Source organism: Pseudoalteromonas sp. Z9A4 (assembly GCF_011378845.1).
GTDB classification, from domain to species: Bacteria; Pseudomonadota; Gammaproteobacteria; order Enterobacterales; family Alteromonadaceae; genus Pseudoalteromonas; species Pseudoalteromonas arctica.
The window spans coordinates 72,198-91,700 of record NZ_WTLA01000017.1; the positions used below are offsets into that span (position 1 = coordinate 72,198).

Annotated in this window: 14 protein-coding genes; 7 read left to right on the forward strand and 7 right to left on the reverse strand. The window is 39.9% G+C overall.

The features are described from left to right. Positions 1–188 precede the first annotated feature (188 nt). From GQR54_RS13095 to GQR54_RS13115, 6 genes are read right to left on the reverse strand one after another with little or no spacing between them, the layout of a single operon-like run. The gene (locus tag GQR54_RS13095; protein WP_166378155.1) at positions 189–1,481 is read right to left on the reverse strand and encodes a HAMP domain-containing sensor histidine kinase; all 1,293 of its coding nucleotides are present in this window, start codon (positions 1,479–1,481) and stop codon (positions 189–191) included. Further along, positions 1,478–2,161 carry a response regulator transcription factor gene (locus GQR54_RS13100; RefSeq protein WP_166378157.1) on the reverse strand — a complete coding sequence of 228 codons (684 nt, stop codon included), beginning with the start codon at positions 2,159–2,161 and terminating at the stop codon, positions 1,478–1,480. The genes GQR54_RS13095 and GQR54_RS13100 overlap by 4 nt, the downstream gene beginning before the upstream one ends. Continuing rightward, complete coding sequence (locus tag GQR54_RS13105) at positions 2,161–5,349, reverse strand: efflux RND transporter permease subunit (protein ID WP_166378159.1); 3,189 nt, start codon at positions 5,347–5,349, stop codon at positions 2,161–2,163. The genes GQR54_RS13100 and GQR54_RS13105 overlap by 1 nt, the downstream gene beginning before the upstream one ends. Further along, positions 5,349–6,494: an efflux RND transporter periplasmic adaptor subunit gene (locus tag GQR54_RS13110; RefSeq protein ID WP_166378161.1), complete on the reverse strand. Its 1,146-nt coding sequence runs from the start codon at positions 6,492–6,494 to the stop codon at positions 5,349–5,351. The genes GQR54_RS13105 and GQR54_RS13110 overlap by 1 nt, the downstream gene beginning before the upstream one ends. Beyond that, positions 6,491–6,700: a TolC family protein gene (locus tag GQR54_RS19730; protein ID WP_269435501.1), complete on the reverse strand. Its 210-nt coding sequence runs from the start codon at positions 6,698–6,700 to the stop codon at positions 6,491–6,493. The genes GQR54_RS13110 and GQR54_RS19730 overlap by 4 nt, the downstream gene beginning before the upstream one ends. A 40-nt stretch (positions 6,701–6,740) precedes the next feature. Further along, complete coding sequence (locus GQR54_RS13115) at positions 6,741–7,853, reverse strand: TolC family protein (RefSeq protein ID WP_269435499.1); 1,113 nt, start codon at positions 7,851–7,853, stop codon at positions 6,741–6,743. A gap of 406 nt (positions 7,854–8,259) precedes the next feature. Between GQR54_RS13115 and GQR54_RS13120 the strand changes: the two genes are divergently transcribed. Genes GQR54_RS13120 through GQR54_RS13130 form a run of 3 tightly spaced genes read left to right on the forward strand, consistent with a single transcriptional unit; the run spans position 8,260 to position 14,759 of the window. Beyond that, positions 8,260–11,004 (forward strand): Ig-like domain-containing protein, encoded by a 2,745-nt coding sequence (locus GQR54_RS13120; protein WP_166378163.1) that lies wholly within the window; start codon positions 8,260–8,262, stop codon positions 11,002–11,004. Between the two features lie 13 nt (positions 11,005–11,017). Continuing rightward, complete coding sequence (locus tag GQR54_RS13125; RefSeq protein ID WP_166378165.1) at positions 11,018–13,696, forward strand: TonB-dependent receptor plug domain-containing protein; 2,679 nt, start codon at positions 11,018–11,020, stop codon at positions 13,694–13,696. Beyond that, complete coding sequence (locus GQR54_RS13130; protein ID WP_166378166.1) at positions 13,689–14,759, forward strand: cytochrome c peroxidase; 1,071 nt, start codon at positions 13,689–13,691, stop codon at positions 14,757–14,759. Before GQR54_RS13125 ends, GQR54_RS13130 begins: the two co-directional genes overlap by 8 nt. Here GQR54_RS13130 and GQR54_RS13135 read toward each other — a convergent pair. After that, a complete protein-coding gene (locus tag GQR54_RS13135) occupies positions 14,754–15,671 on the reverse strand; it encodes a LysR family transcriptional regulator (protein WP_197152594.1) in 918 nt (305 codons plus the stop codon). The genes GQR54_RS13130 and GQR54_RS13135 overlap by 6 nt on opposite strands. Positions 15,672–15,751: 80 nt before the next feature. Here GQR54_RS13135 and GQR54_RS13140 point away from each other — a divergent pair, with 80 nt between their 5' ends. The 4 genes from GQR54_RS13140 (at position 15,752) to GQR54_RS13155 (ending at position 19,343) form a co-directional block, all read left to right on the forward strand. Then, positions 15,752–16,891, forward strand: coding sequence for an alkene reductase (locus tag GQR54_RS13140; protein WP_166378168.1), 1,140 nt, complete (start codon positions 15,752–15,754; stop codon positions 16,889–16,891). A 377-nt stretch (positions 16,892–17,268) separates the two neighbouring features. Continuing rightward, positions 17,269–17,526, forward strand: a complete 258-nt coding sequence (locus GQR54_RS13145) for a hypothetical protein (protein ID WP_166378170.1) — start codon at positions 17,269–17,271, stop codon at positions 17,524–17,526. A gap of 380 nt (positions 17,527–17,906) precedes the next feature. Beyond that, entirely contained in the window at positions 17,907–18,671 is a 765-nt protein-coding gene (locus GQR54_RS13150) for a DUF6515 family protein (protein WP_024589716.1), read from the forward strand. 171 nt (positions 18,672–18,842) lie between these two features. After that, positions 18,843–19,343, forward strand: coding sequence for an RDD family protein (locus tag GQR54_RS13155; protein WP_166378172.1), 501 nt, complete (start codon positions 18,843–18,845; stop codon positions 19,341–19,343). The last annotated feature ends 160 nt before the right edge of the window (positions 19,344–19,503 follow it).

A 19,503-nucleotide genomic window follows, 5' to 3' on the forward strand; every position in this document is an offset into this window, starting at 1 on the left:
TCTCAAGCAGCTATTTTCAGCGATAACTGCGTTGAATTTACTTGCAATAGACCAGCTATTGACGCGTAAATTCGCCTTGTTTTCACTGAAAATTTCTGGCTAGAGAATATAAATTTAAATATCACTATGATTCAATATGTTAGTAAATCTCTTAACCAGAGTTCAGGTTAAGTATTAAAAAAAGCGTATTAACTAAAATCGACCACCACTTCATAACGCCCAGGCATGTCGTTTACTTCGTATACCCAACCGTGTCGTTTTATTATTTTTTCGCTTAACTCCAACCCTAAACCGTAGCCAATATTGGCAGGCTTGTTTGTGTTATTAGTCGCGTGTGACGTATCAGTTTGTTCGCTGCTATTTACTATAATCACACGGCTGCCCTGCTGAGTAATTCGCACTTGCCCTTGTTGCGTATGCTGATACGCATTACGTATTAAGTTAGTAAGCACAATGTGGCATGCAGTGGCTTCGGTATTAATAGTCGTATTTTGGTTATCGGTATTTATAAGTACATCAACTTGTTTTGAATTGAGTAAATAGTCGAGTTCGTTACCCAAGGTCGTTATTTTTTCGGCTAGGTTTACAGGCTCTGGTGAACTTTGCTGGTCGTCATTTCTGCTAAGCCACAATAACGTCTCGGTTAAATCGCTCATGGTTAAACCGGCGCGCTCTATTCGCTGCAGTGTAAGGTATTGTTTATCGCTTAAAGGTGCTTTTTCGCTTAAACGGTTAAGTAACTCAACGTTGCTGCGAATAACCGAAATTGGTGTACGTAACTCGTGGCTCGCATAACTTAAAAAGCGCTGTTCTCGCTCAAGGCTGTCGTGAGCTGAAAGTAAGCTACTGCGTATTAACGTTGCCAAGGTATTTAGTTCGTTATAGGTAAAATCGGGCGGCGTGTTTTGTAAATTCTTTTGATTTAACGACTTAGCCCAACCACGTAGTGACTCTACTGGCTTGGCTATTTTTTTCATTACCATAAACAAAAAGAAGGTAAATAAGGCAATGGCTGCAAAACCAGTAATGGCTATCAATGTCATGCGGTGTATTGGTTTTACACTTCCCATTCTTTTAGGGCGATTTTTTTCAAGCATAATGCGCGATATATAACGCGCCTCGCCATTTGGGTTTTGATAGTAAACAACAAAAAACAAGTCTGCAGGCATGGTAAACAACGAGGTATTATCTTTCACTTTTTGTAGTACACCGGCTTCATTTGGCGCTACTTCAAATTTTTGCTGTATTATTTCTGGCATGTCTTCCCAACGGCTCGCCACATTAAATCCAACAATATTTTTTAGCTGCCCATCTTCAATCTCAGTGGTTTGCGAAAGCTCAAACATAACTCCGTTTAACCCTCGGTCTAAGCCATCAATAAAATAATTAACACTTAAAAACGAAAAGCCAATTGCCATTAATGAACTTAAAAGCACCATGGTGGCAAAAAAATACAACCTCAGGCTGGGTCTAATTTTCATGCTTGTGTCTCATTTTTTAATTTTAGCGCAAACCCTACACTGGGTATTGTTTCAAGTACGGCTTGGCAATGCGCTTGCTCTAGCTGTTTGCGCAAATGATGAATATGCACTTTTAAGCTATTGCTGTCTGGCTGATCGTCGCCCCATATTGCTTGCATAATTACCTGTCGGGTTACCGGTTTTTGCTGCTCTCGTACAAGCACTTCTAATAACTTAAAAGTAATGGGTGATAACTTTAAACTGTGCTCTGCCACTGTTGCTGTATGCGCGGTTAAATTAAGTGTTAAGTTAGCAAATGTAAGTCGCTTTACCTCTCCACTTTTACGCTTTGCTAATACTTGAACCCGCGCTACTAGCTCTTTCATAGCAAATGGTTTTACTAAATAGTCGTCACTACCGGCTGCAAACCCCTCAAGCTTATTGTCGAGGCTATCGCGCGCTGTCAGCATTAATACTGGTATATCAATGCCTTGCTCACGCAATGTTTTACACATGGTTAAACCGTCCATTTTGGGCATGTTTACATCTAATATAATCATTTGATATTGATTACGTTCTATTAAATTTAAACCCATTACGCCATTGCTTGCATGGTCACACTCTATTGACTCAATTTCGAGATAATCAACAATGGTGGTTGCCAAGTCTATGTCGTCTTCAACCAGTAGTACGTTTATCATTAAGAGGCTGTTTCCTGCGTTTTATTTTTAGCACCTAGCGATTTTAGCACAGCATCAATACCGCGTTTAGCATCGGTTTGAATCATCAATAATGCCGGTATAAGTATTAAGGTAATAACCGTAGCAAACAAAATACCGTAGCCAAGTGATGCCGCAGCAGGAATTAAAAACTGTGCCTGCATTGAGGTTTCGCTAAGTAGCGGCACTAAGCCTGCGTAAGTTGTAATTGAGGTAAGTAATACCGCACGCAAACGACTCGTACACGACTCAACTATGGCATCGTGTGTGCTCATGCCCTCTTCTTTTACTAGTTCGTTAAAGCGTGAAACAAGTAATAGGCTGTCGTTTACAACTACGCCACTGAGCGCCAAAATACCATTTAATGACAATATACTAATGGTTAAGTCGTTCCACCAATGTCCTAAAATAGCGCCCACAATGCCAAACGGAATTGCCACCATGATTAGTACTGGTTGAATGTACGATTTAAGCGGAATAGCCAGCAACACGTAAATAACTAATAAAGCCGCTACAAACATAGTACTCATTGAGCTGGTGGTTTCGCTTTGTTGCTCTGCCTCTCCTGCAAAATACACACTTAAGTTAGGAAATTGCTGTGTTAACTCAGGAATTAAGTCGCGCTTTAAATTAGCAACTAACTCGTTTGGAGCAATCACGTTTTTATCTACTTGTGCGCTTAAATAAATTGCACGTAGTCCATCAATGCGGGTTATTTCATCTTGCTGATATTCACTGCTTACTGTGGCTACGTTTACTAGCGGTACAACGGTGCCATCAGGCAGGCGAATACGCGACTGCATTATATCCGCAGGTGTTTTACGAGCATCTTCTGGGTAGCGTACACGCACTTTAACTTCGTCTTTATTACGTTGGTAGCGCTGTACAACTGCACCACCAAAGGCTTGAAGTACTTGCTTTGATAAACTGGCTGTATCCATTCCAAGTGCACGCCCTTGTGCATTTAGGGTAAATTTAAGCTGTGGCTGACCTGGGTTTAAGTTGTCGTCTATTCCGTTAACGCCTGCGGTATTTTGTAAGCGCTCCTTAAATAGTGCGCCCGCCGCCATTACGGTTTCGTCGTCCCACGCTTTAAGCTCAACTTTAAAGTTATCGACCATTTTACGCGTGGCTAATATTTGTAATTTTTTACTGCCCTCAAGGCTACCTGCTACGCGCTGCCACTCTTGAGCAAATTCGCTTGCTGTAAAAGCGCCTTCGTTTAATAGCTCAACGCTTACTTCACCGCTGGTGTCGCTACTACTAATGACTTGTAGGCTGGTTATTTCGCTTTTGTCAGAGCTCAACTTGGTCATTAAGTTTTGCTCTGCTTGTAATGCACTTTGCTCAAGCGTTAGTAAATTTGTGTTTGTTTGCCCATAAGCAGCGTCGTTTTGCATAACTAAATCGGCTGTTACGGTGTCGCCTGCAATACTTGGGAAGAAACCAACCTTTACTGTGCCTGTCATTGGCATGCCAATAACTAATATAAAAAAGGCGATAAACGCAGCGACTACGGCGTATCTAAAGCGCAGTGAAAATTCAATAACCTTGCAGTAAATGTTTTTACTAAACCAGTTTAAGCCACTATCAGCACCATGTTGTATTTTTGACCACAGACCTCCTAAGCCTTTTTTAACTTGGCGTTTAGTACTAATGTGGGCTAAATGCGATGGTAAAATAAGTTTTGATTCAACAACCGAAAGCAGTAAACAAATGGTCACTACGGTAGCAAATTGAGAGTAAATTTTACCTAAGTTGCCTGACACATTCGAAAGCGCCACAAACGCGGCAACGGTGGTTAACACCCCAAATATTGTTGGCACAGCAACCTTCATGGTGCCTAAAACCGTATTATTTAGTGTATCGCCATGCTTTTTACGTGTGGTGTAAATACTCTCGCCTACAACAACGGCATCGTCTACCACTATGCCCAGCGCCATAATAAAGCCAAAGGTGGTCATTTCGTTTATGGTCAGTGCGGTGTAGCCATCGGTCATAAAATAAAGGGTGCCAAAAAATACAAACGGCAAGCCACCAGCCACCCACAGCGCTACGCGTACGTTTAAAAATATGGCAAGTATTACAAACACCATAATTATACCGGTCACGGCATTTTTAGTAAGTAGCGATAAACGTTCGGTGATCATGGTGCTTTTGTCGTGCCAGCTTTCAAGCTCTACATTTTGGGGTAATAAACCGCTTTCGTGCCATTTATCTATTACGCTATTAGCTTGCTCAACAATGGTAGTTATATCGCTGCTATCGCCCATTAAAATTTCAACGCCTACGGCATTTTGTTGGTTATAACGGCTTAATGAGTTGCTATCTTCGGCAAATGAGTCGGTAACGGTTGCTACATCGCCTAACTTAATTTGTGTACCTGATGCAGTACTCAACAATACAATATTGGCAAAGTCGCGCTGCCAGTAAGCTTGATCGGCGGCTTTTAAGCGTATAATTTTACTGCTATCGCGCAAACTAGTCGAAAGCGGGCTTGATGACTCATTATTAATGACCTCGCTTATATCGCTAATACTTAAGCCATAGGCTTGGAGTTTACCTTCGTCGATTTCTATGGACATCATCGGGTCAATCACACCCGACTGCGCTACGTCGCTAATGCCTGATTGCGCTAATAAATCGGCTTTAAGTTTTTCGCCCAGGTTTTGTAATATATGGCGATCGGCATCCCCAAAAAGTTGCAGCGTTAATGCATGATCTTGCCTACGGGCTTTATCAATAACAGGTTGCTCGGCATCTGCCGGAAAGTTATTAATAGCGTCAACTTGGTTTTTAACGTCAACAAGTAACTCATCGAGTGAGTAATCAGTACTTTTTTCAATGCTTACATGGCTGCCGCTAGCATCGGATGTAGAGGTAATACGTTTAATACCCGATACGGTTTCGAGCGCTTCTTCAATTTTTAACGCTATTCCTTCTTCGGCTTGCAATGCATCGCCACTGTCATAAACCACCGATACCGAAATAGTATCTGGCTCTAAACTCGGAAATGCCTCTTTACGTAAAGTCGTAAGCGACATAATACCCATTACAATCGCACTAACTAACAATAAGTTAGCGGCAACAGAGTTATTTGCAAACCAGTTAATAATACCGTGCAGCGGGTTATTATTACTGGGTGATTGAGGTGCTTGATGAGGGCTCATTATTGTATCTCCTCAACAATTGGATTTACTTTCATATCGCTTAGGTAACTTACTAATGGGCGCGTTACTACTTTTAAAGTACTTTGCTCTGCAACTGGCGAAATATATACGTAATCACCACGCTCAAATACTTTATTGGCTTGTATGCTTACTAAGTTGTTTTGATCATTTACGTACCAAATTGAACCATCTTGAGATACCGCAGAAGCAGGTAATTTAATTACGTTACTTAACTGCTTACCGGCAATTTCTACCGCTAAAAATGTGCCTGGCAATAACGGCGTTGCTTGCTCAAACGGTTTATCTAAGGCGACAATTACGCTGCGCTGACGCGAACTGTCATCGAGGTGTTGCTCAAAACGTGCAATATAACCATTCCATTTAGTATTAGTGGTTACATCACTTAAAATAACCTCGCCTGATTTATTATTTGCTAAGTTTTGCCACTGGCTTAATGAAAGCGGCACGGTTATTTCTATTTTGTCGGTACTGTTTAGCGTGGCAAGCGTATCGCCAATACCTACATAAGTACCTAAATCTATATCGCGCGATAAAATAACAGCGTCAAATGGTGCACTTAACTGGGTGTTATTTACATCACGCTGTGCGGTTTTAAGTGCATATTGTGCTTTATCGAGCGTAGCTTGCGCGGCTTCTAATTGCAGCGTTCTAAATACAAGCGGCGAGCTTGGTGCTTGCGTAACACCTGAGCGTTCCCATTCACGTTTTGCCTGCTCACCTAAATCTTGTTCTTCTTGCAGTGCTAGTTTTGCATCAGCCAATGTTGCTTTTGCGCTAGCTAGAGCTTGTAAGTATTCTGTATTATCTATTTGTGCAAACACCTGCCCTTTAGTTATTAAGTTACCGGTCGCAAATTGCTCGCTCATACTGGTTACTTCGCCTTTAACTTGTGCTTTTAAGCTAAGTGACCAATGCGCTTTAGCTTCACCATGCCCACTAACATAAGCCTGATAAGTGCTCGGAACTGCATTAATTACCGATACATTTGGGGCAATAGCTTTAATAGCGGGAGGTTGTGGGCTATTTGCTTGTTCAGCCATTTTTTGACCGTTATACATAATAGCAAGCCCTATACAAACAATAGCAACAAGCGTTACAACAACCGGTGTTGGCGAAATTTTCATGACGATACTCCAAGGCCCAAAGCGAGGCCTAAATCTATGCGGTTAGTTAAAAGGGTGTAGTTTATTTGGCTAAGCTGGGCTTGCAGGTCGTATACTTTTTGTTGCACTGTTAGCAAATCTAAAATATCAACCAAACCTTGTTGATACTTACTTTGATAGTTACTAAAGCTGCGTTGAGCGCTGGCAAGTGCATTGCTAATTTGCAGTTGTTGCTCGGTTAATGATTGCTCCTGCCCGAGTGCATTTTCAAACTTCGTTTACCGCACTTAGCAGCGTATCTTGGTACTGCCAAAACGCTTGCTCGGCATTTAATTTTGCAATATCAACTTGCGCACGCAGTGCTCCACCTTCAAATAAAGGGGCACTTAAACTCCCCAATAAACTCCACACAGGGCTAGTTAATAATGCTTGGCTTGGCGTGCTTGCTAAATCACTCAGTGATGCCGAAAGCGAAATACTCGGTAGTAGCTCTTTGTACGATACATCAACCAAGTAATGCTTTGCCTGAATGTTGTAATAGGCACTTTGTAAGTCAGGTCGGCGTGCCAAATCTTGCTCTGGTAATGTACTTAATGGCTCAATAACGCTTGGCAGTGTTAATTTACTTGGCAGGTTTTGAAGTTTATCAGTGCCTACAATTAGCATTAAAGCACGCTTTGCTTTTGCTATTTGCTCTTGATAATCGGCAATGGTCGCGCGGGTAGATGCCGTGCTAGTACGGGCGGTATCAAGCGCTTCTAAATCACCTAACCCATATTGGTAGCGCTCTACAATACTTTGCTCATTATTTTGTAAAACAACTAAACGTTGCTGCTCTATATCGAGCAAATTTTGCTGCAAAATAATATTTAAATAAGTACGAATAACACTCGCTACTAATGTGTCTTTAGCGCCTTGATAAGTAGCTTGATTACTGGCAATAGTCATATCTTGCGCGGCTACGTTGTCAGCAATTTTTTGCCATATATCGGCTTCCCAGCTTATACCTACTGATGAGCTGTATTGCGTACCTTCGGTTTTACTGCGCTGCGCGTCAAATCCTGCATCTACACTAAACCACTGACTTGCAGCGGTTACATCACGCTGCGCATAAGCTAGTTTTAATGCAACATGCACTTGATTAAACGATGGGTTATTAGTAACAGCTTGATCAATAAGCGAATCAAGCCCTTCTATATTCACCAAATCGGTAATGTAATTTACTTGCTGTGCGTTACTTTGCGTGTACTGCCAGTTTGCATGTTGCTTTAGCGACTGCTCAGTACTATTACCTTGATAGCTTGGCTGACTACTGCATGCAGCAAGTGTGCAACTAAGTGCAAGTAAAAAACCGGTTGAGTGCTTTTTAAAATAAACCATTTAACTATGCCTAATTCATACCATTGCACATAGCTTATTCGGTCGAGGGTTAAGGAGAGGTTAAATGGCATTAACCTATTTAATTTTGATTAATAAATTTATTAAAAATACTAAGCCGATGCAAACTCATATTTTAAGCTATTTTATAGGTGGTAATTTTGTTCAGCCCCTACATTTAATAATGAGAAAAGCTTTCATTAGTTAAGTATATAAATACTTTTTAGCTGAACTTAAAATATTTACATTAGCTATACACCTTTCTGCTTTAACGTCTCTTTACTTTTTAAACCCTTGATTAGTTAAAGGTAACATTCTTATTTTTAACATAAATACCGACCCTGAACTGTGAAACACAATTGATATGCGTTATCATTCGCAACATTATTAACTTCTAATATTAACAATAATGAACAGACTTATTAAATTTACCCCTATTTTATGCGCACTCGCTTTAGCAGGTTGTGGAAGCGGCTCGGGCAACAGTGCACCATTATTTACCCAATCAAATTTAAGTTTTACGCTTAATGAAGATACCGCTTTTTCAGGACAGGTTTCAGCCACTGACGACGACCCGCTTAGTTATACTTTGGCGCAATCGCCAAGTAACGGCATTATTACATTAGAGGCTAATGGTGAATTTACTTACACACCACACGCTGATTTTTTTGGTGAAGATAGCACGACTATTTCAGCAAGTGACGGCAGTTTAAGCGCTGATGTTGTTGTACGTTTTATTATTGAAAACATTAATGATGCACCTACTATTTCAACAACTAATGTTACATTTACTACCTCAACAACAAGTGTAGGTAAAATAAATACTAGTGATGTTGATGGCGATGCAGTGAGCATTACGCTACTTACACCGCCAAGTAGTGGTGTAATATCTATAAATAGTGAAACTGGTGAATTTAGCTATGAGGCACAAACACTCACTACGCAAAATGATGAATTTACCGTTAGTTATACCGACGGCATTATAAGTGAGCCATTAACTGCGACTATTTCACTTAGCCCCTCTTATGTAACAAATGAAGACAAACGTAACTACTACTACAGCTCAGATAAGTCTCATTTAAAACAAGCCGATTTAATAACAGAAAATATTAACGATGAACTATCTCGTTATAGTATTTATCAAACTCAAGCTGCAGCTTATGCGCGCGCTGGTTTTTTAACTACCGCACAAGAGTATTTATTACTCATTAATGAGCAAACAGCCTATGCCGATGGGCTTCTAAAAGTAGCCAGTGCACTGGATACGATTAATCGCTCTGAGCAAGCTATAGAATATAGAGAGCTAGCTTTAACATCTTATAACCAATACCTTGCTGAAAAAGGATTGGATAATATAGACAGAAATGATGCATCTTGGTTGTTAACTATTACACGAGACTATTTAGATGCATTACAACTGTCGCAAGCAACTAGCTTAATTGAACAAATTGAAGGCTATGCATTAAACGCAGCACAGGATGAGTTTACAACTACATTTGGGTACTTTATTACTGCATTTTCAAGTGCTGCAAGCTCAACTCTTGAATCATATGCAGCGACACCCACTGCTGAAAACTTAGAAACTGCAAAGTTATTCGCCAAATCGTTCGCTCAATTAAGTAATAAAACAGGCTACGTAATAGCAAAAAATGGTGATTATAAAGGAGAGCCAACTCACCGCTCTCGTATACTATATTTAGCATGGTCGGCAGAGTTTTTATTACAAACTAATCAGTTAGAACTTGCCCGTGAATATACTAATAAAGCACTCGCTCTTTATGGTATTACTAATTTCGATAGTAATTATAATTATGCTGCCTCACCTTATTCACAAGCAACTCTTAGCTACTACCCGTATGCACTAAGTAATTTGGCTACACTTATCGAGGCGCTGTACGACACAACTCAAAACCCTGCATATGAACTAATTACATCTGAGTGGGAGCAATCATTTGCACAACGCTCAATGGTTTCATTTATTGTGGCGCAGCGTTTATTAGCAGGCGAAGATGCCACAACAGTACTCGATGAAGTTGCTCAACCTTTTAAAGATAAAGATGAATATAACGTGCTATTTCAGGGGTTAACCGATACTACAAACTTACCTGGTACTGCACTTATTTTGAGCCAATTTAATCGAAATGATTTAGCTCAACAAGTAATGAATTATGCCGGTGATTTACTTATTTCAGATGAGTACATACAAGCCGAGAGTTATGCAACGTATCTTACTGGTTTTAGAGGCTGCTCTGCTTTTGTTGAAATAAGCGGTCGCGTTGGTATGGATGAAAAAGTTCAAGCTGAAAAGTGCATTACTATGCTCGAAAAACTACAAAGCGGTGAGCTACAAACACTCTCATCTAGCAGCCAAATTTCAGTTCATAGCAATGTAATAATGACGCTAACTCGATCTGGCTCAACGAATGATATCCCAGCTATATATACGCAATTACTTAACTATATATCAGAACTAGAAACCCCTGAAGATCGCTTTGAGAACCGCTTAGAAACACTTGGTTTTATGATTGATGCGGGTTATTCAACACAAGCATTAGACACATTTACTTTATCGGTTGAAGAAATTACGCCTTTAATTTCAGAGTTTGATAGCAACCAATTAACCGATCTAGTTGAGCTTTTAAAAGAGTATATTTTAGATATTGAAGCGCCTAAAACTGGGTATTTCACTATTTACAGTGCGTTGTCATCTATGGGGGCTAATGCTCAAAACATTAATGACTATGAAGCTAAATACCAAGGATTTAAAGCACCAACGTCTACGTTAATTAATACTTTAGAGGAACGCATTACTGCGCTTTCAGACACCGCATTACAAAGTAATATGATGGACTTAGTTTCTGCTCATGTGCTTCTTGGTGATAATGCTAAAGCAATTTCGTTAATTGAAAATAGCGTAAATGGCTCAGCAGATAAACTCAACCTTTATACTGAAATGGCAAGTTTAATAGCTGCCCGTGATGACTTTAGAGAAAAAGCAGTTGCCAGTGTAGATACCGATCACGACGGACTTCCTAACTTTTTCCTACCAAATGTAAGCGAAGACGACATAACAGCCTCAGGTTTAATAGCCGATCAAGATGCCGACAATGACGGCATTATTGATAGCGAAGACAGTACTCCACTTGGTAATTAATTAAGAGATTTAAATGCAGACACCTAGCACCTTAGCGTGTCTGCTTTTGCTTACCCAAAACGCTTATGCAGCGAACGAGCAAGAGCAGACCGACCAGTCAAAACCCATATGCAGTACTTTACAAAATGAAGAAAAAAAACGTTGTGAAGCCTTAGAACACATAGAAGTAAAAGGTCAGTACATAGGTATTGAAGTGCCTGAAGTAATTGGTCGCTCATACCTCGACCGTAACTTTATAACCTCGACCGCTAAAGGTAATGGGGATATAAATGAGTTAATTGCCCTCCTTCCTGGAGTACAACTCAGTAACGACGCTTTTAGTATTGAAAGCTTGGCTGAAATTAGCGCACCCGAAATATCTATTTCTGGCGCGCAACCTTGGCAAACAGGGTTTTCGATTGATGGCATGAACTACAACAACCGTATTGATCCCGCCAGTGCTACGCGAGTTACAGCTACCAGTAATGATGTGTCGGGCGGTGTGCAAAGCATGAATGTAAATTCAGATATTGTTGAATCAATAACCGTGTACGACCATAACATTCCAGCCGAATTTGGTGGTTTTTCAGGCGGGATTGTTGATGCTAAAACCAAAAGTGCTTTTGCAAAAGACAGCTTTAGCTTTGGTGTGCGTGGGAATCAAAGTAGCTGGGGAGAATACCATTTTCTTAAAGCTGATGAAGAGTCTGGACAACGAAATGTTGATGATGAAGCGCTAGAAGCCCCTGAGTTTAAAAAAATAAGTTACTCATTGAGCGCCAATAAACAACTCAATGAACGCCACGGACTTATGGTAAGCGTTAATTACCTTACCAGCGACATTAGTGATTTTTCACTGGGTCAACCAAAAACGCAAAGTCGCCGAAATATTAATGCATTAGTTAAATATGGATACAAAAATGGCTGGGTCGATCAGCTTGATATTAGTTTAATGTACGCCCCTTACGAAGTTGATAACTTTATTGTTGATACCAAAGACAGTAACTTTCACTTAGAAGGTGGAGCAGTGGGCGGCGTAATATCGTTAACAGAAAATTTAAGCTTTGCTACATGGCACAGTAACCTTAATGTAAATTTAAGCGATAGCAGTCGAGAGTCCCCAGATCACTTTTATAATTGGTTGCAGGCAAAAGGAAAGCAATGGGGAGAATTTGCGGACCAAGGATTATCTAATACGCGTTACTCAAAGCAAGGTGGATATGGGGCGATCGATAACACACAGTTGACCACTAGTTGGAAAAACACTCTCGATTTTAATACGTTTAAATTTTTGAGTGTAGAGCACAATATTAAAGCTGGTATAGAGCTTATACACCAAGAAGTGAAACGTGAACGTTTTCAAAATAGTTACACATACGACTCTCCTATTATTTGGTCAAGCGCCAGTGCACCACTTAATTGCAGCGGTTACACGCTTGATTGCCAATCGCTTGAATCTGCTATTTCTATAGAGCAACTTACCGAGCAATTGGGAAGGAGTATTGATTTTAATAACCCTGAACATATTGCAGCTTATAGCGATAACATTGTAAGTACTGCACAGTATTTTAATGGTCGTAAAGTTACACCTGCTGAATATATAAATGTAGGACTTAACCGTAGCGCTTTATATATGACCGATCATTTAACGCTTGGTCATGTAAATATTAACTTAGGAATACGCTATAACTATGATGATTTTTTAAAAAATCATAACTTAGCCCCGCGTATTTCGCTTGGTTACGATGTGTTTAATGATGGACGTACAATAATAAGCGCAGGCGTAAACCGTTATTATGATTCAGGAATTATTGGTTATAAAATAAAAGAGCAACAAAGCTTTTCGTATAACGAATACCGCCCTATCGAAAACGGCTACTTACAAGGCTGGTTACCCTCTAATTACACTGGCGCATTTAAATATCGTTTTAACGATGTGCAAACACCTTTTGATGACGAGTTAGCTTTTGGTATAGCTCACTCATTTGAAAAAATTGGTAACTTTTCACTTAAGTATGTAAAACGGAAAAAGCATCAACAATTGTCTCGCTCAACTGCTGATACGCCAAGTGAAGATGGCTTCAAATATATTGAAATAACAAACAGCGGTACAGGTAGCTCTGAGCGTTACTCGATTGCATGGAGTGCACAATTTAAAGCACATTCACTCTGGGCAAATGCTTCATATGCGCAAAATAAAGTGTCAAACGACAGTTACAATGCAACCGCAAATAACACCCCTCTCGATGAGCTAGTTTATTACGTTAATGCTAAAGAGGAAGGTGAGCTCGTTACACTTAGCCAGTTATCTCAAATTCGCACCAATTTTGGAACTCCCGTAACCGGTGCTATGGGTTGGAATGTTGACTGGCTTGATTCACTTAGTACAGGCTTGAACATTACCTATAGTGGCAGCTTTGATACAGCTGTTAGCACAGGCGCAAGTGAAAGCGTTGAGCTAGACAAGAGCTGTATAAGTTGCCCTATTACATCTACTTTGGTGGATATTTATGAGCAACGCGTTATTCGCGCCCGTACTATGGTCGGTTTAAGCTTACGATATAATCCTAAAATTAGTGAAAAACACAACGTAGAAATACGCGCTGATGTATCTAACCTTTTAAACGCACGCACTTACAATGTAAACGAAGGAGCCGCGGGCATTGAGCCTGGCCGAATGTTTTGGCTTGGAGTAACTTATAAATATGATTAAGCTACTTGGTTTAATAACATTATTACTCCCCCTTAGTATGCACGCTCAACAATACAGCGACAAAGAGCTACGTGGTTTGTATAGTAAGAGCCAAGTAAATTGGCCCCCAATTCAAACCAGTGACGGACGTATAGTTGAGCCTCTTTCGCTATTGCCAATAGCCACTCCACCGGCAGAGCACGTTGCACTTGGCAATAAGCTTTTTCATGATACACAGCTTTCACGCGATAAAACCGTAAGCTGTGCAAGTTGTCATGAACGAGATAAGGGTTTTCATGATGGTCGTGCCACTGCAATCGGTATAAATGATCAAGTGGGCACCCGTAATACCCCTGCAATTTTTGGTATAGATCAGTGGCAAAGTTTTTTTTGGGATGGTCGCGCTAAAACAGCTGAGCAACAAGCACTTATGCCCATTAGCAATCCAATTGAAATGGACTTAGATCCACAAAAAGCTTTAATGCGGGTCAATAAAGATAAAAGCTATACGGCATTTAATAAAAGTGCTTTTAATTCAAATACGCTCTCCATGGCACAAATGGCAGAAGCCCTCGTTGCATTTGAGCGAACACTCATTGCACCTAATACTCGTTTTAAATCATTTATTAATGAGGTTCAGAGTAATCCAAAAAAAGCGGTTAGACGCTTATCAGATAGTGAATTAAACGGATTACATTTATTTAGAACCAAAGCAAAATGTATGACTTGCCACAATGGCGCACTATTAAGTGACAACCAATTTCATGGCACTGGCCTTCATTACTACGGCCGTAGTTTTGAAGATAAAGGCCGGTTTAATTTTACAAATAATCCAAGTGATATAGGGTTATTTAGAACCCATTCTCTACTTGGTTTAACACAAACATTTCCTTGGATGCACAATGGGCTTTTTGATGATCTACTGGGCATAGTAAGCATGTACAACCATGGTGGAGCAAGACCTAAGCCCAGAAAAACCCAGTTAAACGATCCTCATTTTCCTAAAACGACGAAACTACTAAAACCATTAAAATTAACTAAGCAAGAGCGTTTAGATCTCGTTGCATTTCTAAGAATTTTATAAGTTTTGCAGCTGCTCTATCAACCATTTATGGATTGGGCTGTTATTGGTACGAGGATGCCATGCGGCTATTACTTTAAAGGTAGGAGGCAGAGCTTCTATTTTTAGCTGTTTAACTTTGCTGTTTGGTAATAATCTTGATGGGTAAAACGCGAGCATATCAGTAGTATGTAAAATGTCGGGCACTGCTGAAAAACTCGGTACCGACATTACAATATTACGTTTTAGCCCTTGGCTTTCAAACCACTGATCGTGCGAACCACGCAAATTAGCGCGCGATGGCGACACCACTAGCTGTGAATGCTTTGCAAATTGCGCCAAACTCAAAGGCTCAGTGTAAGTAGTATTACCTATACCGGTAATACACAAATGCTGTTCTTCAAACAAAGTGATATAAGAAAGGTTGTCGGGTATAAATTCTGGAAAGCTTATCAGCAAATCAAGCTCACCGGCCGTTATAAGTTGATTAACGTTGTCGGATGCAAAGTCGCGCACAATCAGCTTTAAACCTGGCGCTTCGCGGCGGGTAATATTAAATAATTGCGGTAGTAAAGCCTGCGTGGCGTAGTCGGTTGCGCTTATGGTAAACACACCTTTATAAGTTTGCGGACTAAACAGCTCGGGCTCTAGTAACGATTCTAATTGCTTTAAAATATGATTAACAGGCGCCTTGAGTCCTTGCGCTTTAGGAGTAGCAACCATGTTATTACCTTGGCGAATAAACAAGCGATCGTCAAATAAGTCTCGTAGTTTTCGTAGTTGCTCACTAATAGCTTGTTGCGTTAACCCCATTTTTTTGGCTACTTGCGAAAGATTTTGCAATTCTAATAAGCTACTGAGTACTCTTAACTGTTTTATATCGAGCCGACTAATACCATTCATAATTGTATGCTGCACAAAAAAGTGTTGTTTCAAATTGTATCTTTAAATCTCTATGCTGCCAATGTTGCTTAACCACTATTTAAGCCTTTGTTTGCTTTATAAGAGAATTTAAAATGAAATCAGAATTAGTTAATACCGCCCCTTTATTCTCACCAATTGAGCTTGGCCCTTTTACACTTAAAAACCGTATTGTGATGCCACCTCTTACTCGCTCTCGTAGTACTCAGCCTGGCAATATTCCTAATGAATTAATGGCTGAGTATTATGCACAGCGCGCATCGGCTGGTTTTATGGTTACCGAAGGCACACAAATAGAACCTCGTGGACAAGGTTACGCTTGGACCCCAGGTATTCACTCGCAAGCACAAATTGAAGGCTGGAAAAAAGTAACACACGCGGTACACGCTAAAAGAGGTGTTATTTTTGCTCAGCTTTGGCATGTAGGGCGCGTATCGCACACCACGCTACAACCAAATTCAGGTAAACCGGTTGGCCCTTCAGATATTATTGCTGACAATGTAAAAGTATTTATTGAAACCGCACCTGGTGAAGGCGCATTGGCTGACCCAAGTGCCCCCCGTGCACTAAGTACTACTGAGGTTGGCGAGCTGGTAAACATGTATGCGCAAGCTGCACGTAATGCTCTAGAAGCAGGCTTTGATGGCGTAGAGCTTCATTGTGCTAACGGGTATTTAGTTAATCAGTTTATTTCTGAACATACTAATAACCGTGACGATCAATACGGTGGAACGCTTAATAATCGTCTGCGCTTTTTAAAAGAGATAGTTGAAGCGGTAAGTGACGTTGTAGGCTCTGATCGTTTAGGTGTTCGCTTTGCTCCTTTATTTGAAAGCACAGATGAAACACGAGTGTATCTAGGACTTGTTGAATCAAACCCTCATCATACTTATGTACAAGCCGTTAAAGTGCTTGAGCAAGCTGGCATTGCTTACTTATCAATAGCGGAAGCTGATTGGGAAAATGCTCCTGATTTACCACAAGAATTTTATAAAGCAGTACGAGCTGAATTTTCAGGTCGCATTATTTATGCTGGTAAATACACAGTAGAAAAAGCGGTGCGTATTTTAGGTGAAGGTTACGGTGACTTATTTGCATTTGGTCGCCCATTTATAGCTAACCCTGATTTACCAGAGCGTATAGCGAATAATTGGACGTTTAACGAGGCCGATGCAGCCACTATGTATGGCGGTACTGAAGTAGGTTATAGCGATTATCCTTTTTATCAAAAGTAGTCAACCTAAACGATATATGGAATTGGTATAGAACCAATACGGTTTTATACCAGGTAGCTTAATTAAGCTGCCTGTTTTGAAGTAAGAAAAGGTGTTGATAACACTGCTGAATTTGTTATTAATTGTTCTCGACAATTGCTCTTTCATTGCCCTACCTTCTGCATTTATGCAGCCATATATCAGTCATTTTTTAATAGAGTTAGCGTTAGATTGAATCTCTCAAATTGATTAAGTATTACTGCGGATTGGTATTAGCGTCAAGAATAGTAAAGATAAGTAAAAGGGTGTAAAGCCTCCCTACAGTTGCCCCTATATGCAGTTGGCATTCAGTTTCAAACGTCAATACTAGCCATGTTAACCACAAACGAGGCAATATTATGAAACTTACATTTATACTACCTGCACTATTAGTTATTGGCACTTTATCTAGTTCTGCATTTGCAGCACCACATGATAGATATACAAAGCAAGAATATAAAAAGGTTCAGCTAAAACGAGAACTGAAAAAAATTAACCAGACTAAGGTAATCAAGTACGTTCCCGTTAAAGTTGTTAAAAGAAACGTTAATAACACAGCATTTGTTAAAGTTAATGTCATAACGTATCACCCTAACCTTAAATTTATTAAAAGATAAATGCGTACTTTAAAATATAAAGTCATGTTTGCGGCAATAAACAACGCGCCGCAAACTTAGCTTTTTACACTATTTAAACTCTATTATTGGTATTTTCCCATCTAAAATGCACGGAAATAACGTTTTCTAAGCACAACAAAAAAGTCCAAACACATAATTTAATAGCAATATTATTAAAATATCTCTCGTAATACCCCCCCCCTTAAAAAGAACAGAATTACCCTTAAAAATCGTCAAAAACTAGAGATTATGTCAAGAACCGTCAGTAAAATGTAAAAAGCTGTAAGCATAGCTCCGTTTGCTGTTGTATGTCAGTTAACATTCAGTTTGAACCGCTAGTATTGAACCCAGTTATGTAAAAACATAAACGAGGCAATACTATGAAACTTACTTTTTTACTACCTGCACTGCTCGCCATTGGCGCAGTATCAGGCTCTGCGCTTGGAGCACAAAACGAGCGAGAGAATGATAAAAGCTTTAAACGTGACCACGACAAACGTGTTGAATATAAACGCGATGAACGCCGCCATGAAAAAAAGCAGCGTATTGAGCATAAAAAAGAAAAACGAGAAGACCGTAAACAAGAAAAACGTAAACTTGCTAAGTACAAGCAGGAAAAGCGTGAACAATACCGCTACAACCAGCGCAAATATAACTACTTAACAAACCATAATAATTCAGTCGCTTACAGACAAAATCGATTTATAAACCATTTACCACGCAATAGCGCATCGATTAGATTTAATGGTATTTCGTTTACGTTTAACGACGGCCTTTACTACCGTAAAGCTAAAAGAGGCTACCATGTAGTTACGCCACCTAGAGGCCTGCGTATAAATACGCTACCAAGAAATTACAGGCATTTTAAGCATCACAATACCACCTACTACACATATCAAAACGTGTATTACGTCGCAAATAATGACGGTTATACAGTGGTTGATGAGCCACCAACCCGTCTTAATCAGGCAATAAAAGTGGGGAATGTGAATGATTATAGCTTGGGCCAAACTTACGATTCATTGCCTCAGGCAGCACAGGCCGTAATAATTAACTCGCAGCAGTATTTTAAATACGGCGATATTTATTTTTTACCGCAAATAAGTGGTGACGACATCAAATACCTTGCTATCAAGCTAGGTTAAATCCGCTATAAATTAAAAGACCTTGCTACCAATAGCAGGGTCTTTTTCATTTCCCCTGTAGGTAATAACTTAAAGCAATAAAATCAATTCCCTCTCTAAGCATTAACATGTCTTAGTATTTGTAAGCTTTTTTGCTAAACTAGCTCGCATATTAATAGTGAGAGTGTATTTATGTCGGATGAGTTTCCACGTGCTGGTTTTTGGCGCCGTTTTGCGTCGTTAGTTTACGATACGTTAGCCATTATTGCGTTTGCGATGTTAACTGTAGTGCTGTATTTATTTGCCGTTCAAGGGCTTATTTCTCTCGATGTAATTAGTTTAAATGGCACAGAGGATGTATCTGCCTTTATTCAGAACTCAAATCTTCTTTCGGGTATTCGTACCGCTCTTTTAATTATTGTTACCTTAGTATTTTTTGGCTACTTTTGGACTAAAAGCGGGCAAACCATTGGCATGCGTGCATGGCGTTTAAAAGTACAAACTCTTGAGGGTAATTTAATTAGCTGGCCGCAATCAATTATCCGCAGCGTTAGCGCTTTACTCGGTTTAGGTAATTTGGTGGTGTTAGTAGATTTTAAAAACAAAAAAGCACTGCAAGATTACATCTCTAAAACAGAAGTTATTGCACTTACTAAAGAAGAAAACAGACGTATTTATAGTGAGCTTGATTAATACCAACTTTTCAAATCGTGAGTTAAGCGGTAATTAAGCAGTAGTTAAAAAGCAAAAAGGGTGACCAGTGGTCTAACACCACTCGTTTAAGAACGAGTGGTGTTTTTTCGTTTATACCTAACTGGATATTTTTGTGTCTTTGCGAGCACCGTTCGCGGAT

What these genes read in the sequence shown, in the direction of transcription:
- GQR54_RS13095 (WP_166378155.1), bottom strand. Translation starts at nt 1,481, where the DNA reads ATGAAAATTAGACCCAGCCTGAGGTTGTATTTTTTTGCCACCATGGTG.
- GQR54_RS13100 (WP_166378157.1), bottom strand. Translation starts at nt 2,161, where the DNA reads ATGATAAACGTACTACTGGTTGAAGACGACATAGACTTGGCAACCACC.
- GQR54_RS13105 (WP_166378159.1), bottom strand. Translation starts at nt 5,349, where the DNA reads ATGAGCCCTCATCAAGCACCTCAATCACCCAGTAATAATAACCCGCTG.
- GQR54_RS13110 (WP_166378161.1), bottom strand. Translation starts at nt 6,494, where the DNA reads ATGAAAATTTCGCCAACACCGGTTGTTGTAACGCTTGTTGCTATTGTT.
- GQR54_RS13115 (WP_269435499.1), bottom strand. Translation starts at nt 7,853, where the DNA reads ATGGTTTATTTTAAAAAGCACTCAACCGGTTTTTTACTTGCACTTAGT.
- GQR54_RS13120 (WP_166378163.1), top strand. Translation starts at nt 8,260, where the DNA reads ATGAACAGACTTATTAAATTTACCCCTATTTTATGCGCACTCGCTTTA.
- GQR54_RS13125 (WP_166378165.1), top strand. Translation starts at nt 11,018, where the DNA reads ATGCAGACACCTAGCACCTTAGCGTGTCTGCTTTTGCTTACCCAAAAC.
- GQR54_RS13130 (WP_166378166.1), top strand. Translation starts at nt 13,689, where the DNA reads ATGATTAAGCTACTTGGTTTAATAACATTATTACTCCCCCTTAGTATG.
- GQR54_RS13140 (WP_166378168.1), top strand. Translation starts at nt 15,752, where the DNA reads ATGAAATCAGAATTAGTTAATACCGCCCCTTTATTCTCACCAATTGAG.
- GQR54_RS13145 (WP_166378170.1), top strand. Translation starts at nt 17,269, where the DNA reads ATGAAACTTACATTTATACTACCTGCACTATTAGTTATTGGCACTTTA.
- GQR54_RS13150 (WP_024589716.1), top strand. Translation starts at nt 17,907, where the DNA reads ATGAAACTTACTTTTTTACTACCTGCACTGCTCGCCATTGGCGCAGTA.
- GQR54_RS13155 (WP_166378172.1), top strand. Translation starts at nt 18,843, where the DNA reads ATGTCGGATGAGTTTCCACGTGCTGGTTTTTGGCGCCGTTTTGCGTCG.